25 protein-coding genes, 1 tRNA gene, 1 pseudogene and 1 CRISPR repeat array are annotated in these 23,629 nt (G+C 58.2%); of the genes and pseudogenes, 17 read left to right on the top strand and 10 right to left on the bottom strand.

All coding sequences use genetic code 11. The annotated features are described in order from the left end of the window. Nucleotides 1-68: 68 nt before the first annotated feature. Nucleotides 69-563 carry a DUF3124 domain-containing protein gene (locus F0184_RS20535; RefSeq protein WP_172972083.1) on the top strand — a complete coding sequence of 165 codons (495 nt, stop codon included), beginning with the start codon at nt 69-71 and terminating at the stop codon, nt 561-563. A gap of 59 nt (nt 564-622) precedes the next feature. Here F0184_RS20535 and murA read toward each other — a convergent pair whose 3' ends face one another. Further along, a complete protein-coding gene (gene murA / locus F0184_RS11550) occupies nt 623-1,912 on the bottom strand; it encodes a UDP-N-acetylglucosamine 1-carboxyvinyltransferase (protein WP_150496331.1) in 1,290 nt (429 codons plus the stop codon). Between the two features lie 664 nt (nt 1,913-2,576). Between murA and F0184_RS20540 the strand changes: the two genes are divergently transcribed. The 4 genes and pseudogenes from F0184_RS20540 to F0184_RS21125 form a co-directional block, all read left to right on the top strand. Beyond that, complete coding sequence (locus tag F0184_RS20540; protein WP_172972084.1) at nt 2,577-2,717, top strand: hypothetical protein; 141 nt, start codon at nt 2,577-2,579, stop codon at nt 2,715-2,717. Then, nucleotides 2,708-2,782 (top strand) — tRNA-Thr (locus tag F0184_RS11555). The genes F0184_RS20540 and F0184_RS11555 overlap by 10 nt, the downstream gene beginning before the upstream one ends. 89 nt (nt 2,783-2,871) lie before the next feature. After that, complete coding sequence (locus F0184_RS11560; protein WP_150496332.1) at nt 2,872-4,470, top strand: tyrosine-type recombinase/integrase; 1,599 nt, start codon at nt 2,872-2,874, stop codon at nt 4,468-4,470. Nucleotides 4,471-4,673: 203 nt separating this feature from the next. Next, nucleotides 4,674-4,793, top strand: a pseudogene (locus F0184_RS21125) (transposase domain-containing protein); the annotation flags it as partial. A 223-nt stretch (nt 4,794-5,016) separates the two neighbouring features. Here the strand turns inward: F0184_RS21125 and F0184_RS11570 are convergent. Together F0184_RS11570 and F0184_RS11575 are read right to left on the bottom strand one after the other, a co-directional pair. Continuing rightward, a complete protein-coding gene (locus F0184_RS11570) occupies nt 5,017-5,259 on the bottom strand; it encodes a BrnA antitoxin family protein (protein ID WP_150496333.1) in 243 nt (80 codons plus the stop codon). 7 nt (nt 5,260-5,266) lie between these two features. Continuing rightward, entirely contained in the window at nt 5,267-5,545 is a 279-nt protein-coding gene (locus tag F0184_RS11575) for a BrnT family toxin (protein ID WP_150496334.1), read from the bottom strand. A 275-nt stretch (nt 5,546-5,820) separates the two neighbouring features. Here F0184_RS11575 and F0184_RS11580 point away from each other — a divergent pair, with 275 nt between their 5' ends. Then, complete coding sequence (locus F0184_RS11580) at nt 5,821-6,015, top strand: DUF898 domain-containing protein (RefSeq protein WP_150496335.1); 195 nt, start codon at nt 5,821-5,823, stop codon at nt 6,013-6,015. Between the two features lie 14 nt (nt 6,016-6,029). Here the strand turns inward: F0184_RS11580 and F0184_RS11585 are convergent, their stop codons facing one another. The 6 genes from F0184_RS11585 to F0184_RS11610 all read right to left on the bottom strand — a co-directional run bounded on the left by F0184_RS11585 (nt 6,030) and on the right by F0184_RS11610 (nt 8,549). Further along, the gene (locus F0184_RS11585; protein ID WP_150496336.1) at nt 6,030-6,380 is read right to left on the bottom strand and encodes a hypothetical protein; all 351 of its coding nucleotides are present in this window, start codon (nt 6,378-6,380) and stop codon (nt 6,030-6,032) included. Next, a complete protein-coding gene (locus tag F0184_RS11590) occupies nt 6,365-6,679 on the bottom strand; it encodes a hypothetical protein (protein WP_150496337.1) in 315 nt (104 codons plus the stop codon). The genes F0184_RS11585 and F0184_RS11590 overlap by 16 nt, the downstream gene beginning before the upstream one ends. Further along, nucleotides 6,679-7,323, bottom strand: a complete 645-nt coding sequence (locus tag F0184_RS11595) for a hypothetical protein (protein WP_150496338.1) — start codon at nt 7,321-7,323, stop codon at nt 6,679-6,681. The genes F0184_RS11590 and F0184_RS11595 overlap by 1 nt, the downstream gene beginning before the upstream one ends. Before the next feature lie 133 nt (nt 7,324-7,456). Continuing rightward, on the bottom strand, nt 7,457-8,047 hold the full coding sequence (locus tag F0184_RS11600; RefSeq protein WP_172972085.1) for a KTSC domain-containing protein: 591 nt from the start codon (nt 8,045-8,047) through the stop codon (nt 7,457-7,459). Continuing rightward, nucleotides 8,047-8,337 carry a hypothetical protein gene (locus F0184_RS11605; protein ID WP_150496340.1) on the bottom strand — a complete coding sequence of 97 codons (291 nt, stop codon included), beginning with the start codon at nt 8,335-8,337 and terminating at the stop codon, nt 8,047-8,049. Before F0184_RS11605 ends, F0184_RS11600 begins: the two co-directional genes overlap by 1 nt. Beyond that, nucleotides 8,334-8,549 (bottom strand): hypothetical protein, encoded by a 216-nt coding sequence (locus tag F0184_RS11610; RefSeq protein WP_150496341.1) that lies wholly within the window; start codon nt 8,547-8,549, stop codon nt 8,334-8,336. Before F0184_RS11610 ends, F0184_RS11605 begins: the two co-directional genes overlap by 4 nt. Nucleotides 8,550-8,698: 149 nt before the next feature. On the opposite strand from F0184_RS11610, the gene cas3 reads away from it, so the two are divergent. The 11 genes from cas3 (at nt 8,699) to F0184_RS20545 (ending at nt 23,107) form a co-directional block, all read left to right on the top strand. Next, on the top strand, nt 8,699-11,194 hold the full coding sequence (gene cas3, locus F0184_RS11615; RefSeq protein ID WP_150496342.1) for a CRISPR-associated helicase Cas3': 2,496 nt from the start codon (nt 8,699-8,701) through the stop codon (nt 11,192-11,194). A 10-nt stretch (nt 11,195-11,204) separates the two neighbouring features. After that, the gene (locus F0184_RS11620; RefSeq protein WP_188656271.1) at nt 11,205-12,704 is read left to right on the top strand and encodes a CRISPR-associated protein Cse1; all 1,500 of its coding nucleotides are present in this window, start codon (nt 11,205-11,207) and stop codon (nt 12,702-12,704) included. Beyond that, nucleotides 12,697-13,227, top strand: coding sequence for a type I-E CRISPR-associated protein Cse2/CasB (locus tag F0184_RS11625; RefSeq protein ID WP_150496343.1), 531 nt, complete (start codon nt 12,697-12,699; stop codon nt 13,225-13,227). The genes F0184_RS11620 and F0184_RS11625 overlap by 8 nt, the downstream gene beginning before the upstream one ends. Next, nucleotides 13,220-14,359, top strand: a complete 1,140-nt coding sequence (cas7e, locus tag F0184_RS11630; RefSeq protein WP_150496344.1) for a type I-E CRISPR-associated protein Cas7/Cse4/CasC — start codon at nt 13,220-13,222, stop codon at nt 14,357-14,359. The genes F0184_RS11625 and cas7e overlap by 8 nt, the downstream gene beginning before the upstream one ends. After that, entirely contained in the window at nt 14,356-15,045 is a 690-nt protein-coding gene (cas5e, locus tag F0184_RS11635) for a type I-E CRISPR-associated protein Cas5/CasD (RefSeq protein WP_150496345.1), read from the top strand. The genes cas7e and cas5e overlap by 4 nt, the downstream gene beginning before the upstream one ends. Then, nucleotides 15,042-15,776, top strand: coding sequence for a type I-E CRISPR-associated protein Cas6/Cse3/CasE (locus tag F0184_RS11640; protein WP_150496346.1), 735 nt, complete (start codon nt 15,042-15,044; stop codon nt 15,774-15,776). Before cas5e ends, F0184_RS11640 begins: the two co-directional genes overlap by 4 nt. A 4-nt stretch (nt 15,777-15,780) precedes the next feature. Continuing rightward, nucleotides 15,781-16,656, top strand: coding sequence for a type I-E CRISPR-associated endonuclease Cas1e (cas1e, locus tag F0184_RS11645; RefSeq protein ID WP_150496347.1), 876 nt, complete (start codon nt 15,781-15,783; stop codon nt 16,654-16,656). Next, the gene (gene cas2e, locus F0184_RS11650; RefSeq protein WP_150496348.1) at nt 16,656-16,949 is read left to right on the top strand and encodes a type I-E CRISPR-associated endoribonuclease Cas2e; all 294 of its coding nucleotides are present in this window, start codon (nt 16,656-16,658) and stop codon (nt 16,947-16,949) included. The genes cas1e and cas2e overlap by 1 nt, the downstream gene beginning before the upstream one ends. Nucleotides 16,950-17,013: 64 nt before the next feature. After that, a CRISPR array of direct repeats spans nt 17,014-18,995; the repeat unit is 29 nt; unit sequence GGTTCCCCCGCACCCGCGGGGATAGACCC. 413 nt (nt 18,996-19,408) lie between these two features. Further along, entirely contained in the window at nt 19,409-19,768 is a 360-nt protein-coding gene (locus F0184_RS11655) for a hypothetical protein (protein ID WP_150496349.1), read from the top strand. A gap of 465 nt (nt 19,769-20,233) precedes the next feature. Then, nucleotides 20,234-21,304, top strand: coding sequence for a hypothetical protein (locus F0184_RS11660; protein WP_150496350.1), 1,071 nt, complete (start codon nt 20,234-20,236; stop codon nt 21,302-21,304). A gap of 1,512 nt (nt 21,305-22,816) precedes the next feature. Next, nucleotides 22,817-23,107, top strand: coding sequence for a hypothetical protein (locus F0184_RS20545; protein ID WP_172972086.1), 291 nt, complete (start codon nt 22,817-22,819; stop codon nt 23,105-23,107). 51 nt (nt 23,108-23,158) lie between these two features. On the opposite strand, the gene F0184_RS11670 is transcribed toward F0184_RS20545, so the two are convergent. Continuing rightward, nucleotides 23,159-23,416 carry an addiction module antitoxin gene (locus F0184_RS11670; RefSeq protein ID WP_150496351.1) on the bottom strand — a complete coding sequence of 86 codons (258 nt, stop codon included), beginning with the start codon at nt 23,414-23,416 and terminating at the stop codon, nt 23,159-23,161. Between the last annotated feature and the right edge of the window lie 213 nt (nt 23,417-23,629).

A 23,629-nucleotide genomic window follows, 5' to 3' on the forward strand; every position in this document is an offset into this window, starting at 1 on the left:
GCCCCTTGTCCTCACGCACAGTGCGGTCAAGCCTTCTTGGCCATCGCCGGAACCGGAGACCGACAAACGTGCGCAGCAATTCCCGCCCTTTCCTCATCATGTGCCTCGTTACCCAATTTGTGGCGGCCATCGCAAGTGGCAAACCGGCCGCCGCGGAAACGGTGCGTTCCCTGCTTAGCCAGACGGTCTATACACCCGCGTACTCCAGGGTGTTTTTGACGCAGAACCGCTCTGAACTGGTGGCGGCGACATTGACCGTTCACAATGTGGACCCGGAGCGGACCATTCAGATCGACCGCGTCGACTACCACGACCAGGATGGCAAGATCATCAAGTCCTTCATCGACACAGAAATCACTCTGCCGCCTTTCGCCTCGAAAGACTTTCTGGTTCCGATGAACGACACAACCGGGGGCACGGGGGCGAACTTCCTCATGGTCTGGTCGTCCGAGCGGCCAGCCCTCGAGCCCATCGTTGAAGCCCTGATCATCGGCGGCAGCGGCACCGCCGGACTGGCCTTTACCACGACGGGAAAAATCATCGGCAGCCGTGCGGCCGAGTGACCGGACCGGCGAAACCGGCAAGGGCCGGACATGCCGGCGGCAAATGATGCGCGCAGCGCCTAGCCCGAGATGCGCTCGATCCGCGCACCGCAGCGCGAAAGCTTGTCTTCCAGCCGCTCAAACCCGCGATCGAGGTGATAGACCCGGTTGATTGTCGTCTCTCCCTTGGCCGCGAGCCCGGCGATGACCAGCGAGACCGATGCCCGCAAGTCCGTGGCCATGACAGGGGCCCCCTTCAGTTCGGATACGCCATCCACCGTGGCGGTGCGGCCATCCACATGGATCTGCGCGCCAAGACGGGCCAACTCCTGAACATGCATGAAGCGGTTCTCGAAGATGGTTTCGGTGATCCGGCTCGCCCCGCCGGCCATGGTCATCAAGGCCATGAACTGGGCCTGCAGGTCGGTGGGAAAGCCCGGAAACGGCTCCGTGGTCACATCCACCGGCTGAATGCCGTTTCCATTGCGGTATATCTTGAGGCCTTCCGGGGTTTCGGTAATGTCAGCGCCGGTTGCGCGCAATGTTTCAAGGGCCGCGTTCAAAAGATCCGCCCGCGCGCCTTTCAGTAGCACATCGCCGCCCGTCATGGCGACCGCCATGGCATAGGTTCCGGTTTCGATCCGGTCGGGCAGCACCGCGTGATGGGCGCCGTGCAGCCGCGGAACGCCCTGGATCCGGATGGTGGACGTGCCCTCGCCTTCGATCCGGGCTCCCATGCTCTTGAGGCAATGGGCAAGATCGACCACTTCCGGCTCCCGCGCGGCATTGACGATTTCGGTTTCGCCCTGCGCCAGCGTCGCGGCCATCATGATGGTGTGGGTCGCGCCGACAGATACCTTTGGAAACTCCACACGGCCGCCGGTTAGTCCGTTGGGCGCGCGAACAACGACATAGCCACCCTCGATCTCGATATCGGCGCCCAGGGCCGCCAGACCATCGATGAAGAAGTCGACTGGCCGGGTTCCGATCGCGCATCCGCCCGGCAAAGACACCCGCGCCTCGCGCATGCGCGCCACAAGAGGACCGATGACCCAGAAGCTCGCCCGCATCTTCGAGACCAGTTCATAGGGAGCCGTCGTGTCCACGATCTCTCGCGCCGTCAGATGCACGGTCTGCCCATCGAGCGCATCCTGGCCATTGCGTTTGCCGTTCACCGAGTAATCGACGCCGTGGTTGGACAGGATCTGGGTCAGAAGCGCGACGTCGCGCAGCCGCGGCACATTGGCGAGCGTCAAGGTTTCGTCGGTCAGGAGCGAGGCGATCATCAGGGGAAGCGCGGCGTTCTTCGCGCCGGAAATCGGAATGACGCCATGAAGCTCCGCGCCCCCGGTGACCTTGATGCTGTCCATATGTTCTTCCCCTGCCGGCGCGGTCTCTGGCAGAAACCGCCACTTTAAAACCGGCCCGTTCAAAAATCGTCAGACCGCCGTCTACCGCCAAGATGTGGCCCATGCAAGGCAGGGGCTGGGCAATCCTGTGTTGGAAAAAGCATGCACCGGAACGCGGAGACCGCGCAAGGCCCGCTCTCCGGCCTGCCGGAACACGGCTCATAATCCGCCTGCTAGCGGGGGCCGTCTTTCTTGGCCGCAGCTTTGCGGCGGCGCAAATTCGCTCTCAAGGCGTCCGAGAGCCGTTCTTCACGGCCTTTTTCCTCGGGTTTACCAGGTTTTGGGTCGGGCTTTTGCGAAGGGTCCGCTTTGTCATTGTTCATTTTGGTGTCCATTGCGCTGTATTGGGGTCTTGTTATTCGTATTGTGGAGGGATCGCGAGCCCGTTTCAGTCTGGCCGGCCGATGGTCCCTGCCGGTCTATTTGCCGCCCGGCGCGCCTAGGTGCAAAATCTTTTCCACAGGGCAGACCATCCGACCGGGCGGAAACGGACCTGAACAGCCCCTTGAACGGACCGGGCGAAGGCGGCGTGAACGGACTGGAGCCAGGCCGGAAACAAGGCCGGATCCTGTGCAGCGATGGACCCTTCTCCGTCCCCTGCCTTGCGGCGGACAGGCGGAAATCGATGGCCCTGCCGGGCCGCGCGAAAAAAAACCTGCCGCCCTGTTGCGCACCTCAGGTCTTTATGGCAAAAGCCGCGTCATTCCGGCAGAGCGCGAACGCGCTGGCCGGGCGTTTTGTCTTCATCGACAACCGGCTGCCGTAGCTCAGGGGTAGAGCACTCCCTTGGTAAGGGAGAGGTCGAGAGTTCAAATCTCTCCGGCAGCACCACTTAACCATCTGAATTCCCATTAAGTATTTGCAATTGGGCCGTTTTTCTACAAAATGCGTCTACAAAGCCGCATACAAAAACGACTTCCATGCCAAGCAAGATCAGACACCTCCATCAAGATGCCCGCGGTCGTTATCACGCTCGAATGGGCGTTCCCAAAAATCTTCGTAGCCAGATCGGTAAACGTGAATTGATAAAGGCGCTGGGCGGAGATCGCAAAGTCGCCTTGCGGGCCCTTCCTGGTGTTATTGCTGGTTTTCAAGCAATTTTGGAATCAGCACGCAAAGAGGTTAAGTTACAATCTGCAGATGAAAATGCGACCATGCTCTCCAAGAGGCCTTTGACCATCGAGGCGATCGCTGCCAAGCATTACTCGCAAAAAATGGCGCTCGACGACGAGCTCCGGGGTTTGCGTGCGGGGTACGCAAAGGTCGGCATAGACGACGGCTATATCTCTGATTTGAAATCGATCTACGCAGGATCTTCATCTAACGAATTAATCAAAGACGTCCTTGGCGATGAACTGCAGCAATATCGACTTCGCGGTTACTACTCTGCCAGTATCGGCAGCGCCGAGTGGCGACGACTTGCCTCCCGCATAGCGTTGGCCGAGCTTGAAGTTATAAAACGAATGTTTGAGCGTGATGATGGAGCATTTGTCAGCGACACGCCCGATTGGCTAAAAGAAAAACATGATCATACCGAAGCGCCTAAGTCACCAATTCAAGATGCAGGCCATGTACGATACGGCCTTCTTGACCTGTTCAAGATGTGCCGCCGCGCCAAAACGGGTAGCGAACAACTTCTTGACAGAACGTCAAAGGCCTACGCTAAACCGATAAATGACTTTATCTCTTTCGCTGGAATAGATGACGCTTCCAAGATTACCAATCTACACATCAGCAAGTGGGTCGATCATCTACAATTTGAGGTTGGACTAGACCCAAAGACAATAAAGGCTCGTTATCTACCAGCCGTTAAACACACGTTGCGCTGGGCGGCGAACCAGGGGCACATCGATCCGGTCGTCTTAACGGCATCGGTAACTGTGCCCAAGAAAAAGGTCGATCGCGACAAGGGATACACGGAAGCGGAAGCCGCAGCGGTTCTTGTGCATGCGATGAACTATAAGCGCCAACAAAACTCACGGGAAAGCCAGCAGTTATCGGCCGCAAAGCGCTGGGCGCCCTGGCTAGCCTACTACACAGGTGCTCGAATTGGGGAAATCGCACAGCTTCGCAAGCAAGATATCCGAACAGAAAACGAGATAAACTATATACACATAACGCCTGAGGCGGGCACAACGAAGTCAGGCCTATGGCGCGATGTGCCCCTACACTTCCAAATCATAGATCACGGTTTTCTGGAATTCGTCGAAAAGGCTCCGGATGGCCCACTCTTCTACCCAAATACTACAGCCAATGAGGACGCCATCAAAGCAACCGAAAAGATTGCTCAACGCATCGGCAAGTGGATTAAAGACGCTGGATTAACCCCAAGTGGCGTTGCGCCAAATCATGGCTTCCGTCATACGTTCAAAACGCTCGCACGGCGATACAACATTCCGATCGAATACATGCACGCGATTCAAGGGCATGCCACAACTAGCTCTGGACAAGAGTATGGCGTCGTCGATCTTAAGACAATGTCGCGCGAAATTTCCAAGCTTCCGCCTGTTAAAATATGAGTTTTCGGTGCAGTCGCGGTACCCGCAACGTTTTAGACACCCCGGCCGGACGAACACCATGTGTGTTGATTTTCATCGAGAACTGACCCGGTATTTCCACCGAGAATTGACCCGCCTTTTTGTGTACGGAACGGCGGTTGCGCCGCGGTCAAGATTTTGGTTTATCGAGAGGGTCGATCACCCCTGCATCAGTAGCAGGTCGGATGACGGTCATCGAAACCGTCAAGATGAACGGGCTCGATCCACAGGCCTATCTGACCGATGTTCTCGATCGCATCCACGATCACAAGATCAACCGTCTCGACGATCTGCTTCCCTGGAACTGCGTGATGTTCGAGCGGCGCGTGCCGACGCAGAATTTCAGCTCCAACGTTTCGAGCTTGTATCCAACGGCCAGAATGTGCATCGCGCATCTTCTTGCGTTGCGCTGTTGATGATCGATCATCGCGCAACACCGCATGGAAAGCGGCTGGTAAATTAAGTCAGTGATGATTTACCTTTTCAGATATGGAAACGCAAGCCATGGCACGCAGCAAAGACCCAGGTTCAGCCCCGGGCCTTGGCATGCTCCACATACTGCCGCAGAACGTCGGCCATCGCGCTGGTGTGTTTCCTGGGGAACTTCTCCTTGAAGAAGCTGATCACCTCCGGATCCAGGCGCAGGCTTGCCACCTGCTTGGTCTTGGGAAGAACCACCCTGGCATCGGCCCAGAACGCTTCGTCTGTTGCCGGAATGTCGGAAAAATCGATGTCCTCGTCGTCCAAGGTCTCGAATTCGGCTTGCGTCATGGGCTGCTTATATCTTCTTGGCATCGTGATAGACCTTTCTCTCTGCGCGATTGGCGGCACGCGCTGAAATCAGACGGCAGGTGCCATTGCGGTCTGTGTGAACGACGGTGGTGATGATCATCGATCTGATCATCCCAATCGTGATTTCGCGGCGCTCGCCATAGTCGAAGCGCGTGTCTGTTTTTGTGATGTGCATACCATCGAACACATGCTTGGCGTCATCAAACGAAATACCATGCTTTTCGATGTTGGCTTTGTTCTTGTTCTCGTCCCACTCGAACTGCATGGCGTCTCTCGTTTGCGTCTTCATAAGATGTATTACATTATGTAATACTATTCAAGAGAAGAACGGTGGAATCGAACAAGCGATTTTAAGAGTCGCTGACGCGCGTTTTCGTTTTCATGTGTGATTGTCTATCGAAGACGCTTGGCGCGCGCTGAGCACGTGTTTCTGTGCGATCTTGAATCGCTTTGACGTGTTGCCTCAACGTATTTTTAGCAAATTTCCGCTTGTATGCCTGCTATACACGCTCGTGTTGGATGCACAAACTGAGGTAGAAAATGGTCAAGGGTAAAATCGTATTCAAAGGCAACTTCTGGGAGTTCTTTTTCATGGCCATCGGCCTGATGATCCTTTCGATCATCACCTTCGGGCTGTTGCTGCCGTACCTGTTCTATTGGCAGCTGAAATATTTCTTCAACAACATGGAAATCGAAATGTACGACAACCGGGCGTCCGTGCCCCAGGCCTATTGAAAAGCGCGGATCAGCTAGAACAGGCCCCAGTCCGGATTGTCCAGCTGATCCGCTGTCGGCTTTGTGCGATTGGCCAGCCGCTTCCTGGTTTGAGCGGCTGCCTCCTCCAGGCGCAGGTCTTGCAGGCCCTTTTCGAACAGGCTTTCGGCGATTTGCGCGGTCTTGGCGATCCCGTGAACGACAAACTTGCCGGCAGGGTCGAAATGACCGGTCAGATATTCCTGGTGCCCCGATCTGTAGCTCACCAGCAGGCAATGAAATTCCAGGCCGCTGTCCAGAATCTCGCGCCTTGAAACATCGTAGCGCAGCATGCCGTTCTGAAGCTCGGCGTTGATGTCGTAGGTTCCGGTCAAAACAGACCCCATGTCGGCTGTGCCTCGATCTTCTTTTCCAGGGCGCGGCGCTCCGCTTCACGCTTGTCGATTTCCATCTGGCCTTTCTTCATGGCGCGAGCGGCTGCGCATTCTGCGGATTTTCGGGCGGTTTCAATGAAATTCTGCGTGTCGATCCGAACAGGCTCCTTGTCTTCGAAGACCCGGTAGATATCGAAGTGGCCAAAGCCATGTGCATCGCTGGCCTGTGCAACGACCACGCGATCACCTCGTTCCGGGTGCGCTGCATAGCTGGCGACAAGAACGTTCTTGAGAAATTCCGGCATATTCATCAAAACACGCCCCACTGCGGATTGAGCTTGTCCTGCTCCAGCTTTTTCAGGCGCTCACGTTCCTTAAGCTCTCGCTCGATCTTCATGTGGTAGGCCTGGTTCAGCTCGATGATGAGGTTGTTGGCGCGCTTGGTCGCTTGCTGTGGATCATGGCACTTGTAGATCATCGGGCCTGGGAGATCGGCGCCGTTGATATGCGCCTCGACCCAGTAATGCGGCTCGCCGTCCTTAAGCGCCGACTTGGCCTGAACGACAGAGCCGTCAAGTGACACGTCCTGGCAGAAGATGTCCGCCATCAGAACGCGCCCCAGGCCGGGTTCCCGGTCATGGCTTCCCGTTTCGATGCCTGCTGCCGGGCCCTGGCTGTCAGACGCTTGTGCTTGACCGCCGTCCCGCTCGGCCCGCCGTTTCATGTCCGCGACCGTTTCCAGGTGCCGCTCCACTTCCCGCTCGACACGCCAATCCATCTGGAACTGCTTGATGCGCCGGAGAACAGGCACACGGCGCAGGATGCTTTTCTGCCACCAGGGCGTGACATAGATCGCCGCGAACACCAGTTTGCGCACGATGTCCTCATGCCAGGTCTGTGCGATCAGTTTGCCGCCACCATCGACGGCGGCATAGGTCGAAGGGGTTTTCCTCATGACGCTGCCTCGCGCAGCGCCAGGCTTTCAGCGTGAGCACGGGCCTTCTCCAGCGTCTGATAGCCCACGCCTGTGCCGTCCACCATGAAGACACGCCCGAAGCGCGAGTTGACCGGCCGAATAGCGGCTGGTTTCAGTCGCAGCGGTAGCGGCCCTTGATGTGATTGTTGTAAAACTTGCCAGCGCTTTCGGCCCGAACCAGATCGTAGACTTCGTAGCCTGTAACATCACAGTACCGATATGCTCCGTTGGGAAAGACGAAGATCACGTCCATGTCTGGGATATATTCCTCAACGTTGATGTCATAATCGATGTCCCGATCGCGGCGATCCGTGCAAGAGGGAGAGCCATCTTCCTCAATATCGAAGCCGCAAGTGATATCCATGTCGCTTCCGAGATATTCGATTTCGATCCAGCCCTCTTCGATATAGATTTTTTCAATCCAGCTGCTGGTGAAATTGACTTCGGAAAAGGACCCAACATCGACATAGCTGCCGTTGGCGAGCTGAATGACTTCTTCTCTATGGAGACCCCACTTACGCGGGTTCTTTTCGGGTATGCCGATGCCATTCACGACACGGACGACTGGCTCAGGCTCTTCCTCCTTAAACCAGCCTGTTTTGGCCGCGAATTCCATACCTCCCGTGATGACACCCGTGCCTATGATGGCAAAAATAAAAATGCCGAACATCGAGCTGTCATCGTCTTTCTTTTTATCCGTCATCAGTCGCATACCTGAACGTTTGACCCGTACCGGCGGCATGTTCGGTTGTAATATTTTCCATCGATCGTGCCGGTCGTGACAGATCGATCGCCATAGTCCTGGGTGGTGAAGTTGAACCGCTTGCCGTCCGCGGTGCCGGAGGTAACCGTTGTGCTCCCAACGCGCGAGGAGCTGGTGTAGTCGGACGACTTGGGATGCACCGGCATGCCGTAAAGGTCAGGGTTGTTTTGTCCGCCGGCGAACGCTGGGAGCGTCATGGCGACAAGCGCGACAAGGGCTGCACGGATCATTCCGCCTCCTGCAGGAAATAGGTGTTTTCAGGCACATCGTCAGCGTCATGCCAGGCGCGAATCTGATCCGCAGCATGCGGAATACTGACAGCGGATCCAACTTTCTCAAGCACTGGAATGTCGGCGCCGCCTGCGCTTGTGAAAAGGTTCTGGCGCTTCAAGATGGTGATGCTGCCAAAAATCTGCGGCGTTCGCATATTGAGACGTGCCACAACAAAAAGGCACCGGACCTCCTGAACACTTGATTTGATTTTGTATTCAATACTTCAAGCGATTGTTTTCTGGCTGCTTTTATAGCAGCATACTTAAAGGTGTACTCTTCGAATTTTAAGAGCCAGTATCAAGGTTCCCGGATGAGACAATGACTGCTTGGGGAAAATCGGACGGTGAAACTGGCGCGCGGCATCACTTGGCACACCATAGTGCAGATGTCGCGGCCGTATTGATTGCGCTGCTCGAGACGCCGACGTTTCGCGCCAGAGCTGAGGCGGCGGCAGGGCAGCCCTTGTCGCCACAGGAAATTTCATGCTTGGGTGCGCTTTCTTTCCTGCATGATATCGGCAAGCTCGCGACCGCATTTCAAATTAAGGCATGGCATGGCAACTCAGGCATAACACCGCGAGGGCATGTACAATGCGGCTGGCTTTGGCTCAGACAGGATGATGCAACTAATGCCCTAGATGGAAACGCTCTGTATTTAGCGCAATGGGGGCCTGACCTTTTAGTTTGGTTTCGTCTAATTTTTGCCCATCACGGTCGCCCAGTACCAATCCCCGACGAAAATTGGGGCCGTGATGCCTTCGCACCGCTATCGGGCTATAACTGGAGGGACGAAGAGCGGTCGATGGGCAAGGCCCTGATTAAATGGTTTCCAGAAATCAGCGATCATGCGCCCCCGCCCCTCACACATGAGTTCGCACATTTCTTCGCTGGGCTTCTGGCTCTTGCGGACTGGGTTGGGTCGGATCGGCAGGTGTTTGATTTCATCGAAGAGTTTGATCCGGCCTACTGGACCATAGCCACTCAAAAAGCGCGGCGACATTTGCGCGACATTGGCCTTGATACATCCGACACGCGACTGGCCGGACCGGCGACTTGGCCACTGTTGTCCGATCATCCCGCGCCGCGCCCGGCACAGCGGATTGTCGCAGACGTTGAAACCTCCGAAAAGCTGATCATCCTTGAGGCCGAGACAGGTGCGGGCAAGACCGAGGCGGCACTTTGGCGATTCGCAAAGCTTTTCGAGGCCGAAGAAGTAGAGGCACTTTATTTCGCGGTACCGACGCGCGCGGCAGCGCGACAGTTGCAGGCCCGGGTCAACACCGCCCTAAAGCGGATGTTTGCTGATCCTGTTCCAGAGGCAATACTGGCGATACCAGGGCAGGCAAAGGCAGGCGAGGCGCTAGGCCACCGCTTGCCGGAATTTCGCATGCGTTGGGACGATACCGACGAAGTTCGCCCGGCCCGATGGGCCGCAGAGCATGCCACTCGGTTTCTCGCGGCGCAGATTGCCGTGGGAACTGTTGATCAAGTCATGATGGCGGGCCTTAAAGTAAAGCACGCGCATCTACGCGGCGCGGCGTTATCGCGGGCGCTCATTGTAATCGATGAGGTCCACGCATCAGATGCCTGGATGACCGAAATCCAGCGATCGCTCGTTGCAGACCACCTTGCCTTGGGTGGACATGCAATGCTGATGTCGGCGACCCTGGGCTCAGTGGCACGTGCCGCTTGGCGGAGCGAAGAGCTACCATCACTAAAAATGGCACAGGTTATGGCTTATCCCGCCGTATGGACAAAATCCGAGTGTTTTCCTGTACATGATGTAGACACAACCCGGAAGACCGTTTCTATCCAGCCTCAATGCGGCTGGAGCGGATCGCAAGCTAGCCAGCTGGCAGTTGCGGCAGCCCGCTTGGGCGCGCGCGTTTTGGTGATCCGCAACACGGTCGACCGAGCACGCGAAACTTGGCGCGCCTGTGCCGATGTTAATCCTGAACTGATCTTTTCCTTAAACGGCATCCCCACGTTGCACCACAGCCGGTTTGCTGCTGAGGATCGTGCGAGGTTGGATGCGCGGGTCGAGGAGGCACTCGGCGCAAAGCGCGGCACGGGCGGGATGATAGTAGTGGGCACGCAAACGCTCGAACAGTCACTAGATATCGACGCTGATTTTCTTATCACTGACCTCTGCCCGATGGACGTCTTGCTGCAACGCATCGGGCGCCTCCATCGGCACACGCGCGTCCGGCCACCGGGTTTTGAAACGGCTAAGACGATCGTGCTGCACCCTGGAAGCGGCCTTGATGCGCTGACGCACATGCCCGAGAATGGCCTTGGTGCTTTCGGTAAAAATGCGTCGCTTTCGGGCGTATACCTCGACGTACCCGGTCTAGCGGCAACGCTGGCCGAGGTTGTCAACAGCCCGAAATGGAATATCCCGGACATGAACCGCCAGCTCGTTGAAAGCGCAACACACCCAGAACGCTTAGATCAGATTGCCCGGGAAAACGGCTGGGAGGACTATCGCCGCCGCGTCACTGGCAAGGCCATCGCGGAGACACAAGGTGCGAAATTGGTTACTCTCGACCGCACATTGGAATTTCCCAGCCTATTCCCGGACGACGAGTTCATTGGCACGCGCCTCGGAGAAAAAGGCGCGATCCTCGCCCTGCCTGAGGGCACGATCGGACCTTTCGGACACCCAGTTAAGACAATGGCCTTGCCGGTTCACTGGTCACTCGGGTTGACCGGTGACGAAGAAGTGATCGTTGATGGCGATGGCCCCTTGAGGCTGTCTGTCGGGGAAAAGCAGTTTCAATACGGGGCCGACGGCCTCACCAAGGTCGAGGAGTGACGCGGTGCGGATGAACCTTTTGACCGAACCACTAATCCAGACGGACAAACAGATGCTGAGCCTTCCGGGCCTTCTTGCGGCGATGGCGCGGGGCGAGGTGGCGTCCTTTCCTGCCCTCCGACCGCATCAACGGCCCGCATGGCACATGTTTCTGGTGCAATTGGCGACGCTTGCGTTGTCCAACGCTGGAGTGACCGACCTGCCCGATAATGAGGACAGTTGGAGCGCGGCACTCCGAGGTTTGACCGCCGACTTTCCCGACGACGCGCCATGGCACCTTGTCGTCGAGGATCGCCGCAAGCCTGCCTTCTTCCAGCCGCCCGACCCCGGCGGACTCAAATGGCAAGAGGTGACAACGCCGGATGCGCTAGACATGCTGATCACCTCGCGCAACCACGACCTCAAGCGTAAAATCGCCTATGACGCCGCGCCACAGGACTGGATATTTGCGCTGATCAGCCTGCAAACTATGGAGGGCTTCGGCGGTGCGGGAAATTACGGCGTTGCTCGAATGAACGGAGGTTCGTCATCGCGCATCATGATCGCGCTTGCTCCAATCACAGGCGGTGGCTCGGTCATCGACACGTCAGCGTGGTGGCGACGCGAGGTGAAGCATCTGCTTTCGGGGCGCAGCGGGCTGAGCGGCCAAGCACTGCTATGGTGCCGACCTTGGCCCGAAGGGCAGCTACTTGATCTGATAGGACTCGATCCGCTCTTCATCGAGGTCTGCCGCCGCGTGCGCCTTGTAAATGGCGACACCGGGCTACACGCACAGCGCACGACGTCCAAAGCCGCGCGCATTGCCGCGAAAGAGGCTAATGGCATGACCCAAGACCCTTGGGCGCCGGTTCATCTGGCGGAGGCAAAAACTCTGACATTGGGCGAGCGCGACTGGACTTATGGCCTGCTCAGCGAGCTATTATACAGCGGAAAATGGCAAGAGCCCCGGCTCGTAAATGAGACGGTGAAGGAAAAAAATGAATCGATGGTGCTGGTTGCCGAAGCGTTCGCACGGGGCAATTCCAAGACCGATGGCTTTAAATCCCGCGTCATCCCGGTGCCCAAGGCAGTGCGCAAGGAAATGTTCGGCACCAGGGCGATCGACTTGTCGGATGAGCAGATCAAGACCATAGATCAATTCGACAAGGCGCTGCGTGACGGGTTGGCGTTGATAGCAGCACAGGGCGATCGCGAAAAACGAGGCAAGGCCGAATACGCCCGCACTGCGCCTGCCCGTGCAGCACTGCATCGGCTGGCCGATTCTCTTTTCTTTCCAGCGCTTTGGGACAAGCTCGCAGCCGGCTCTGAAGATGGTCGGAAAGAGGCTCACATGCGCTTTGTCCGTCGCTTGGCGCAGGCCGCGCGGGAAGAATTCAACCGCGCCGTGTCCGGCATTCCCTGTGCGCAGATCATGCGACCCCGTGCCGAGGTACGTGGCCGCGCGGAGCTGAATGCAAGACTAACAAAGATTTTCAAAGACATTGGTGTGAAGGAATTCGAGAATGTCTGACGACGGTGAAGAGGTGGCGCGCCGCGCATTGGCCATTGCGGGCGAGCTTGCGCGTGTTGATCCTGGCGAGCGCGCCGCCGCTCGCCGAATGGGCCCAGAGGGTGCCGCGTTGTTCTGGCGCCTCTCGGCACGGCACGGGATCGCCCGACACGAAGAAGAGAAATGGCGCCGCATTACAAAGTTTCTGGCACTGCTGACCCCAGCCAACGCAACCGACAGCGTGCACCAGAGCAGGCGTGATTTTGGCGCGGTGTTAGCCGACGGCGGTGATGAGTGGGCGCGACTGGACAAGCCCGCATTGTCCGAACAACGCCTCGCAAGGCTTCTTGCCGCGCGGGGGCAATCGCGGCTCGACGCGCTAGAACGAGCGGTACGCGCGTTGGCACGCAACCGTCCGAAGGTGGATGCGCCAAGCCTCGCTTGGGCCGTTCTCAACGACGATACCCGTGCCATCGCGCGCGCTTATTACGCCCGATTCGACCGCAGCGCCGATTTAAACGAAAAGGAAAAGACCGATGCCTGATCCGAGGTTTCTGCAAATTCACTTTTTGGCACCCTATACTGCAGCGCTGCTCAACCGAGACGATGCCGGACTTGCAAAACGTCTTCCCTATGGCGGCGCGTTGCGAACGCGCGTGAGTTCGCAATGCTTGAAGCGTCACTGGCGGCTGGCGGATGATCCGCACGCACTCGCGACAATAGACGGGGCCGATGCGGCCTATCGTTCTCGCGAAATCGTCGAGCACAAGGTGTTTGGTGACTGGGCCGCTGACGTTGACGACAATGTTGCGAACGAAATCAAGGACGCCTTGTTAAAAGTCGTCTACGGTGACAAAGGGACCGATAAAAAATCTCGCCAGACGCTGTTGCTGGGCGAGGTCGAGGTCGCTTACCTGACCAAGCAGGCTAGAGCGCTCGTTGCGGAGGCCGCCGGCGACAAGAAGGCGGCGAAGGAGATCTCGGCCGCCTGGCTTAAGGAACACAAGGCCAATCTCAAGGCCCTGAGCGAGGGTGCGAAACTCCCCGGTGGCCTTACCGGCGCACTGTTCGGGCGCATGATGACCTCCGACCCGCGCGCCAATATCGACGCGGCCGTGCATGTGGCCCATGCCTTCACGGTTCATGCCGAGGAGGCAGAGAGCGATTATTTCATCGCCGCCGACGATCTGGCACGTGAAGAGGATACCGGCGCGGACACGATTCAGGAAACCGAACTCACCTCCGGCCTCTTTTATGGTTATGTCGTGGTGGACATCCCGGGCCTGCTGGGAAATCTTGGTGGCGATGCGGAAATGGCTGGTGCGGTATTGCACAACGTCGTGTACTTGATCGCTGAGGTTTCGCCAGGAGCCAAGCTAGGCTCGACCGCGCCCTATAGCCGCGCCTCGCTGATGCTGCTGGAAGCCGGCGACCGGCAGCCGCGCTCCTTAGCCGAGGCGTTCCGCAAACCATGCCCGCCCGAAACCGGGCAGGCCGTGGCGGCTTTGTCGGACCATCTAGGCGCCCTCGACGCCGCCTACGCGACGGGCGAGATCCGCTGCGTAATGACCCTGGCCAATCAAGATGTGCCGATGGCCAAGCGCGGCACGCTAGCCGATCTGGCAGCCTTCGCGCGCGACCTTCCGACACGCCTCGGCGGACCCGCCGCGGCATGAGCTATGAATGGCTTCATCTGCGCCTTGCGGCGCCCCTCATGGCCTTCGGTGGTGTCGCCATCGATCATGTCGGGCCCACACGGGAATTTCCCTCGGCCTCCGCGCTGACCGGGCTTCTGGCCAACGCGCTGGGGTATCGGCGCGAAGACGGCGCATGTCATCAGGCGTTGCAGGACAGGCTGATTTTCGGCGCGCTGTCAGTCCTGCCCGAGGGGCGCAATATGCCACTGGCGGTTACCGACACCCAGAACGCCAAGCTGGAAAAATCGGACCGTGGCTGGACAACATTGGGGGCACCTGAAGGACGGGCGGGCGCGACTTATGACAGCCCCCACCGCCGCCGCCGCGACTATCTGGTCGATCACGAGACCCGCGTCGTGCTCAGGCTGGCAGCAGGTGAGGGCCCCACGCTAGAGAATGTAGCGACGGCGCTTGATCGGCCCGCGCGCCCACTCTTTATCGGGCGCAAATCCTGCCTACCGGCATCGCCGCTGTTGCAAGGTGATGCCGAGGGGGCAACCGCCTATGCCGCGCTTCTGAGCCTGGGGCTCCATGGGCATGCGATATGGCCCGATGAGGGAGAAGGCCCTGACGGCGCCCTACGCTATGACATAGCGGACCTGCGTAACTGGCACAGTGGCCTGCATGGCGGCAGTCGTGTCGTGATAGAGGGCCAAATCCTATGACCCTGCAATTGATAGAAATGCCGCTGTCGTTGTCGGCACTGCACAGCTGGGCCGGGCAACGCAATGTTGGGTACGGCCTATTCGACGAAGGTGCGGTCCTGCATCACATTCTGGGAGAGGTATTCGGTCCTGCCGTGTTGCAGCCTTTCCGCTTGCTGGTTGCGCCGCGCGCGCGGACGGGCACGCTTTATGCCTACAGCACCGTTGCGGCGGAAGACCTGCGCGCTGAGGCGGCACCGGTGCTGGGGCCGTCCGAAGCTGGGGTCCTGTCGCTCGATGCCTTGCGTTCGATCGCGCGACCCGAAACGACCTGGCGAGAGGGGATGCGCCTTGGTTTCGACCTCAAGTGCCGACCCGTGGTGCGCATAGCCTCACCGCTTAAAGGCAAGGACATACGATTTGCCAAGGGCGCCGAGTTGGACGCATTCTTGGCTGAGTCGATGCGCAACGACCATGCTCGGTCGCGCGAGGATGTTTATTTTGATTGGCTTGCAGCGCGTCTTGCACCGGTCGCCGATCTCGAACGGGAGGCATCACGATTGCACCAGTTCCGGCGCGTGCGAAGCCTGCGTCGCGGGCGGCAGGTGGAAGGCCCAGATGTCGTTATCCATGGTTCCTTGACCGTCTGTGACCCGCAGGGTTTTGCCCGCCTGCTCGCGCGCGGGGTCGGGCGACACCGCAGCTACGGATACGGAATGCTGCTTTTACGACCGCCGCAACGAAAGGCGTGAGCGTATGTTGAAGGGACGGCTTGGGCTGGACAGCGCGAAGGTGCCCCATGCCGACCGGGCTGGATGCCTTTACCTAGCGCGTGGCGCGCTGACGGCCCGGGACGGGACACTTGCCTTTTTGCAAGGCGCGCGGACCGAGGTCGATGCGCTTGACCCTGGCGATTATGCCATTCCCCTGCAAGGCGTGTCGATCATACTACTCGGACCTGGGTCGACCGTCAGCCATGACGCCTTGCGTCTTATTGCCCACGCACGCACTGCGCTGGCCGCTGTTGGCGAAGATGGGGTGCGCATGTATACCGCGCCGCCGATGATGCCGGATCGCTCTGGTTTGGCACGGCTTCAGGCAAAAATTTGGGCTGATGACGACCTGCGCCTGATGATCGCCCGCCGCATGTATGCCCTGCGCCTTGGCGAGGTGCTGCCGCACCGAGACTTGAACGTGTTACGCGGGATTGAGGGCGCCCGGATGAAGGAGTCCTATGCACTATGGGCGAGACGTATCGGCATCGACTGGCGCGGACGCCGATATGATCGTGATAATCCCAATGCAGCGGACCTGCCAAACCAAGCGCTGAACCATGCCGCCAGTGCGTTAGAGGCGGCCGCGGCGATCGCTGTGACCGCGACCGCCACGATCCCTCAACTGGGCTTTATCCATGAGGATGCCGGACAGTCCTTTGTGCTCGACATTGCCGACCTTTACCGGGACACTATTGTGATCCCCTGCGCGTTCAAGGCAGCGCGCCGTGTCTCCGAGAACTATAATGAAAACATTGAGCGCACGACCCGGCGACTCACCGGAAAGGAACTTTCCGACAAAAAGATCATCCCCGAAATGATTGAACGGATAAAGGCACTGATCGAGGGACGGGACTGATGCCCCTGACCATCATCGTAACTCGAGACGTAGAGGCCCGCTATCGCGGTTTTCTCACCTCTGTCATGTTGGAGATATCGGCCGGTGTCTATGTCGCACCGGACATGTCCACGGGCGTGCGGGATCGTGTTTGGAATGTTTTGACCAGTTGGTGGGACGCGCTGCGCCGCGGTTCACTTGTGATGGTCTGGCGCGACAAAACAGTGACCGGCCATCTGCAGATCAAAACGCTAGGTGAACCGCCAAAGCAAATCGTTGATGCCGATGGCATCTTGCTCGTTAAACGCGAGTGAGGCCCTAGCCATTCACCCGCACGCTCTTTGACAATCAAATATAAACAAGCAATTAATTGCGAGAGGTTCCCCCGCACCCGCGGGGATAGACCCGAATACCACGGCGCAATCCATTCCCCCGCCCAGGTTCCCCCGCACCCGCGGGGATAGACCCCTCCATGCACAAAGAAAAGCGCATGACGGTACGGTTCCCCCGCACCCGCGGGGATAGACCCTTCTGTTGACGGATGACAGTTTCCGCACGCGTGGTTCCCCCGCACCCGCGGGGATAGACCCAAAAACGCGCACCGGTCACGCAAACAGCGCTCGGTTCCCCCGCACCCGCGGGGATAGACCCAGCCGGGACGCCTCCTCACACTGCGCGCGGGTGGTTCCCCCGCACCCGCGGGGATAGACCCGTGTAAGTGATGGTGACGGGCTCTTGAAACTTGGTTCCCCCGCACCCGCGGGGATAGACCCACCGCTTGAGGGCCGCGGCCAAGCGCGGGATCGGTTCCCCCGCACCCGCGGGGATAGACCCACGTCCGCAGGCCCGACCCGCGTGTCCAATATGGTTCCCCCGCACCCGCGGGGATAGACCCGACGATAGCGTCTGGCGTCTGGACGTTCTCTAGGTTCCCCCGCACCCGCGGGGATAGACCCAGCATCAAATGCGGGCGATGGACACACCGGAGGGTTCCCCCGCACCCGCGGGGATAGACCCCCGCCGCAGTCTCCCGCGACGGGTCGTTTGGTGGTTCCCCCGCACCCGCGGGGATAGACCTTCACCAACTTGGACGTCGCGTTGGGAGTGGATGGTTCCCCCGCACCCGCGGGGATAGACCCCCCGCCAAGAAGAAGCGGCAGCCCGTGCTAGGGGTTCCCCCGCACCCGCGGGGATAGACCCATCCCCCCGAACATAAGGGCCGAGCCAAGGATGGTTCCCCCGCACCCGCGGGGATAGACCCGTGGTCACGCAAGACGGCGAGCCGGTCATTCTGGTTCCCCCGCACCCGCGGGGATAGACCCGCTATGCAAGCCGCTTTACGTGCAAATGGGATGGTTCCCCCGCACCCGCGGGGATAGACCCGGCTATCGTGTCCAGATCGTCGGCGTCATAGAGGTTCCCCCGCACCCGCGGGGATAGACCCGACAATCTCCGCGCGGTTCATCGGTTATGCCAGGTTCCCCCGCACCCGCGGGGATAGACCCGACTGACACGGAGTGCCTCCGACGAGAACATCGGTTCCCCCGCACCCGCGGGGATAGACCCGGACTTGGCAAATTCCTTGCGCAATTCTTTGAGGGTTCCCCCGCACCCGCGGGGATAGACCCGGGATGCTTCGTATCACGGTCGCGGAAGCCAAGGTTCCCCCGCACCCGCGGGGATAGACCCGGGCCGGAAGACCGAGAGAAGGTCGCCAAATGGGTTCCCCCGCACCCGCGGGGATAGACCCCTCACCCCATCCAACAACAGCCACCTTCAGAAGGTTCCCCCGCACCCGCGGGGATAGACCCGCACTGGATGCCCCTGCAAGAACCACCGGAGGGGTTCCCCCGCACCCGCGGGGATAGACCCGTAAGCGCCTGCGCCCGTCAGTCTTTCCCGGCGGTTCCCCCGCACCCGCGGGGATAGACCCCCCTGGGTGGCGGCGATCAGCTTCGAGGTTCAGGTTCCCCCGCACCCGCGGGGATAGACCCCGGGCCGGATAATCAGGCTGTCCTGCAAGTCGGGTTCCCCCGCACCCGCGGGGATAGACCCCGGCCTCGCATTTGATCAGATCGCCGGGGTTAGGTTCCCCCGCACCCGCGGGGATAGACCCTGGATCGAAGACGCTTGGTACAACGACGAAGAGGTTCCCCCGCACCCGCGGGGATAGACCCGACGATGATCCCTACCTGATCGCCGTCAGCCCGGTTCCCCCGCACCCGCGGGGATAGACCCCGCTATCCGCGCATGAAGCAACGGACAGGATTGGTTCCCCCGCACCCGCGGGGATAGACCCCGGCATGACGGCTTCAGCGTTTGGCTTGGCCGGGTTCCCCCGCACCCGCGGGGATAGACCCCGGGCCGGAGTGCGGTGGTAAGGCCCGGTTCCGGTTCCCCCGCGGAGATACCCCCCCTCGCACAGTGGTCGTCATGGATTGCTGTCGGGGTTCCACCGCACTCGCGGGGATATTCCCCCGCCGAATCCACGCAGGGGTGGGTCTAAACATGGGTCAGTTCTAAGTGAAAAAATTAGGCCTTACCAAGTCAGTTCTCGGTCAAAAGTAACAGACATGACAAATGTCGGTACTGCTGTGAGTGCTATTTCCAGGGTTCTGATTTTCATCGCTGTGATCCTTTTTCATGGTTTCAAACCACAATGCGATATGACGCCAGAAGCGCGGCGCCAAAAAGAAATTCTTTTTAGCTATTCTTGATGGCATTTTGCATTTTTTATTAGTAAAATATTGATAGTTCAGAAATTGAGGAACCAATGTCAAATAATAAGTATACCGTCACGCTTGAAGACAGCACTGCAGACATCATCAACAGCATGTCAGAAAAATCTGGCATCCCAGCCGCAAAAATCATCCGCAACCTTCTAATGTTGAATTCGTCTGACTTGTATTTCTTCTCAGTTTGGTTTGGCAGGCTCAAAAGAGGAACAGATCAGTATATTTGCGGCCGTCATACTCTAATGCATCCAGGTCCAGGGTCACTGATGAGGGATGCCCGGCAGTATGAGGCCAACAATGGGAACAAGATCCTTATCGGAATGGAAGCTCTTGCAGTCGATCCAAATTGCGAAGGCGTCCTTGTCGTCAAAGCGGACAACACGGCTAGCAACACATGATCGCCATGATTGCTGATTGGTTGGCCATTCTTGGCCAGCCACTCCTGGAGCTTACACACCACCTTCGCATCCACCGCGCTCTAATCCGAACTAGGGTGGGATTGCGCCGCAAGGCAAAGCTGCCAACTACCCGCAACGATCTGCCAGAAACCAATGACAATGCAATCTCATCGGAATCAGATCGCGGTGTCGCGTAAGAAGTGTCTTGTTCCTGTCCAATCTTTAGCCCGCGATTTTGCGTCGCCGTGTGAACACCGGTCCACACGGCGATCTACCCCAGTTGTCTGCAAGGTCTGGGCGGCTTAGCAGGCAATATGCGTGCGCGTTTCATGTCGCGTTTTTTGCCAAAATCTAACACGAGCAATTTCTCGCTATATAGACTTGTGACACCGCTTCCAATGTTGGAGCCAACATCCACACTGGGCAGTCCGCGTGCTCAACCGGAACCTTTCAACGAGACCCTTCATGGACGACTTTGATCCCGATCACCGCAAATCGAACACGCCCCTTTCTGATGCGAGAGGTAAGCCTGGCTTGCCCCCTGGGGTGAAGGAGATCGATTACAGCTTTATTGACCGCGCTTGCGAAGCCATTGGCCTCCACAAAGTCGATAAGGAACCCGCGAACACCGAAAGCGTACCGGATGTGGATGCGGACCCGAACGTAGAAGGCAATCAACAAGCCCTCCCATCACCTAAAGACGGCTTTTTAGCCTCTTGCAAAAAGAGCGAACCTTGGGCCCCATTCGATGATGTCGAAAAGACCAAGGCGCGCATGGAGCGATATTCGTCGTCCGACCTTCTGGACAGTCTTTCCGACTTCAAGGACCTGATCGACAGTTCATCCGATGCCGAAGCTTTCACTAAGACAACTCGCAAAAGCTTCATCGCGGCCAATATCGTTTTGAACGAGCGTGTTCGCGCTGCGAACGACCCTGCCCCCGCTCCTGCCTTTCGGCCACAGCCAAAACGCAACAAAGCGCCGAAGGGTCACGCTGCAGATCTGTCGAATATCGTCCGCGTGATCGACATGCACTTCTGTTGGATGATAGGACATCGTCCGGCAGGCCGGCACGTTGTCGCGATTTTTGGTCAGTGTTTTGACTTCGACGAGGCATACCGCTTTGTTACAGCGCGGGGCAGAAATGAAAAGAAGCTCGGTCATCTCGGCCTTGTCGACACGCTGGGTGCCGGTTATTGCAGGTTGGGCAATGCGTCCTTCAAGACCGAGGGGGATCGATCGATATGGCGCTACGTCATTCGCAAACGCGAGCAATACCGGTCGGATCTAATCAACACGCAACTGAAGGCCAGCGTAAACCGCGAGGAATGGGCCAACCTTTTGGCTTCAGGTTATCTGCTAACACGCCACGACATTGCAATTACCGGGCAGAAGCTGATGACGATCATGCATCTTCTCGGTCAAACAAATGGTGATCGTCCAACGCGTTACATGCAAAAGTATGGAGCCGCATGCCGGGCGCTTGGAATCTCGAAACCGGATCATCAGAGCAGGAGCGCAGCAGCGACCGGGTAAGAACAGAGCAAACACAGCGCACCATCATAGCAAATTCGCTGGAACCGCGCAGAAACTCTGAGTTTTTTGACGATGCAAGGTCTCCTAAGAAGCAAGGTGTTAGTGACTACGTCAACATGTAAGAAACTGGAAAAGCCCTTCGGGCTGGGAGCTGCGCTCCGGCCGTCGCCTGCGGCTCCGGACCTGCGCTTGCTCCCGGAATTACTATCGTTCCGGGACAGAAAAAAGAAGCCACAGGAGAAGCAGGATAATTGAGACCCACCGGCTCACGCCTTCGGCGCTCGCGGTGGTCTCGTAGTGAACGTCAACCCATCCGGGATCAACAAAAGCACCTTTCGTTTGGCAAGATACATAGAGAAGCCGCGGTCGCGCCTGCGGCGCTTCCTTGCTTCTCAATCCCGGTCAAGCTGAGCGCTGTCTTCAGGAAGCTTGAAAACACCCACGGGGAGATGGTCTCCGACTCGTACGGGCTGTGCCAGCCCCTTTGAGCGTTCTTTGACAATGTTGGTCTTGCCGTCCCCGTTCCGGGGCTTGGGTTTGGCATCACGCGCCTGGGGGTCAGTGGTTTGCACCCCGCACGCCATCCAGCCGGCACGGCATATATTCCGCCCACCACACTGTGAACGACTCGCCAAAGCCATTCTCGAGTCCATCAGCGCGCGGCAGACATGCAAAGCTACCGACACTGCACCCAAACACAAACGCGCGCCTGTGACCCTCCCTGTTGATTCTTGGCGTACGTCGAATGATCAGGCGATCCTTGGTGTGTACGGCGCGCGATTAACATCAGGCGAACCAAGGCTCCGATCGCATAAGTGGAAAATAGGCCCCTTCCCTTCGGCTGCAGCTGAGGACCCGGCCAACTGCCCCACCGGGACAATCAAAAATCGGCACGATCTATTTTGAGTGAGTATCTTGCCGGATCGAGTTGGGGTCTGTTCGCATACAGAACCCGCTGATTTCTGCTGATCCTCACCAGGAGATCGGCGGCAGTATCTGAAACGCGGCGCTCAAAACCGGAAAACGAGTTGACTTAACTGGCACATATTTGAACTTTTGGGACTAGGGCAGATCACGAAAGACGCACCTAGTACGCTTAATACGCCCAAAAAAGTTCACTGAGCAGGCGTCACACTCGACGTTATTGAACATTTGGCAACTTGAAGTTCCGGGGATCCGACCAACAATATTGATCGACGCCCGAGGCATCCCCATCGCCCTCTTGCCCGTTCACTAGGACTTCCATCCTGCGGGCGGATGGGGCTGCTACCAAGGAGGGTGCCGATTACTTCAGCCATTCTCAATGATGTCGAACTGGGGCGGAATGTAGCCAATCGCTGCGGGTTTAAGGAACGGCACGTATAGGGCCGGGAATGAACCACCGGGTCTCGGATAGTAGACCAAGAACCGGACTAATTTTGACTTCCGTCCTAGTCCTATTGCCGTCCGGCGGAGGGGATGAGTCTGGGGTCTAACGTTCTCCAAGTCTGTCGGACTTGTTGCAGTTCGAGCTTGATCCAGATTTCTATTTACAACAATAGCTTAAAAGAAATCTTCCTTGAAGCGGTCCATCTGATGCATCCGCTCGTGGAGGATGGTGGAAATTCCGATGTCGCCGTTCGGCAATCGTCGCCAGTACACGAAATGGCTCTCGTAGCGGAAGAAGTATCCCTCGACCCCGAACTCGGCCGGCACAGACCCCGACATAACGCCGCGTTTCTCGATCTGATCGAAGGCGACGAACAAACCGGTGATGTAGATCTCGGTTTGCGCCTCGCCCAGCGGTCGCGGGTGTATCGGTAGATCTCGTCGAGGCGCAGTGAGGTCGCCTCCTGGAACTGGACCGCCATGGGCTCAGGCCCGGTTCCGCGCGATCACCTCGACTGCGGTTAGCTGTTGATACGACTCCTCCAAGACTGCGAAGGCATGAGTCAACTCGGCCTTAAGACGGTTGAAAGCCTCCTGCTCCGCCCTCTCCTTGTCACGCCGGATCAAGTCCTGGATATACTCGCCGACGTTCTCATAGGCGGCGCCGTCCTCGCCGACATTCGTCGCAACGAACTCGCTGAGGGCGCCGCTCACGCGAACGGTCATGATGGTGGTGCGGGACATGCATCTTTCCTTCGAGCGGATTTGATCAAGATAACCAACACTTCACACGAAACAACAACTGCGTGCGTACGGTCGGCCTGTGGATGTCACTAACGAAACCGTTTAGTTTAAACTTCTGAGTCGTGACAGCGCGGGCCTACTGTCAGCGTGGGTCAATCGATCCGCCATCTGATCGGCAGCAGTGGTCTGGATCCCGGCTGAGGGAGGGGCCTG

This window comes from Roseibium aquae, assembly GCF_008711285.1.
Lineage (GTDB): Bacteria > Pseudomonadota > Alphaproteobacteria > Rhizobiales > Stappiaceae > Roseibium > Roseibium aquae.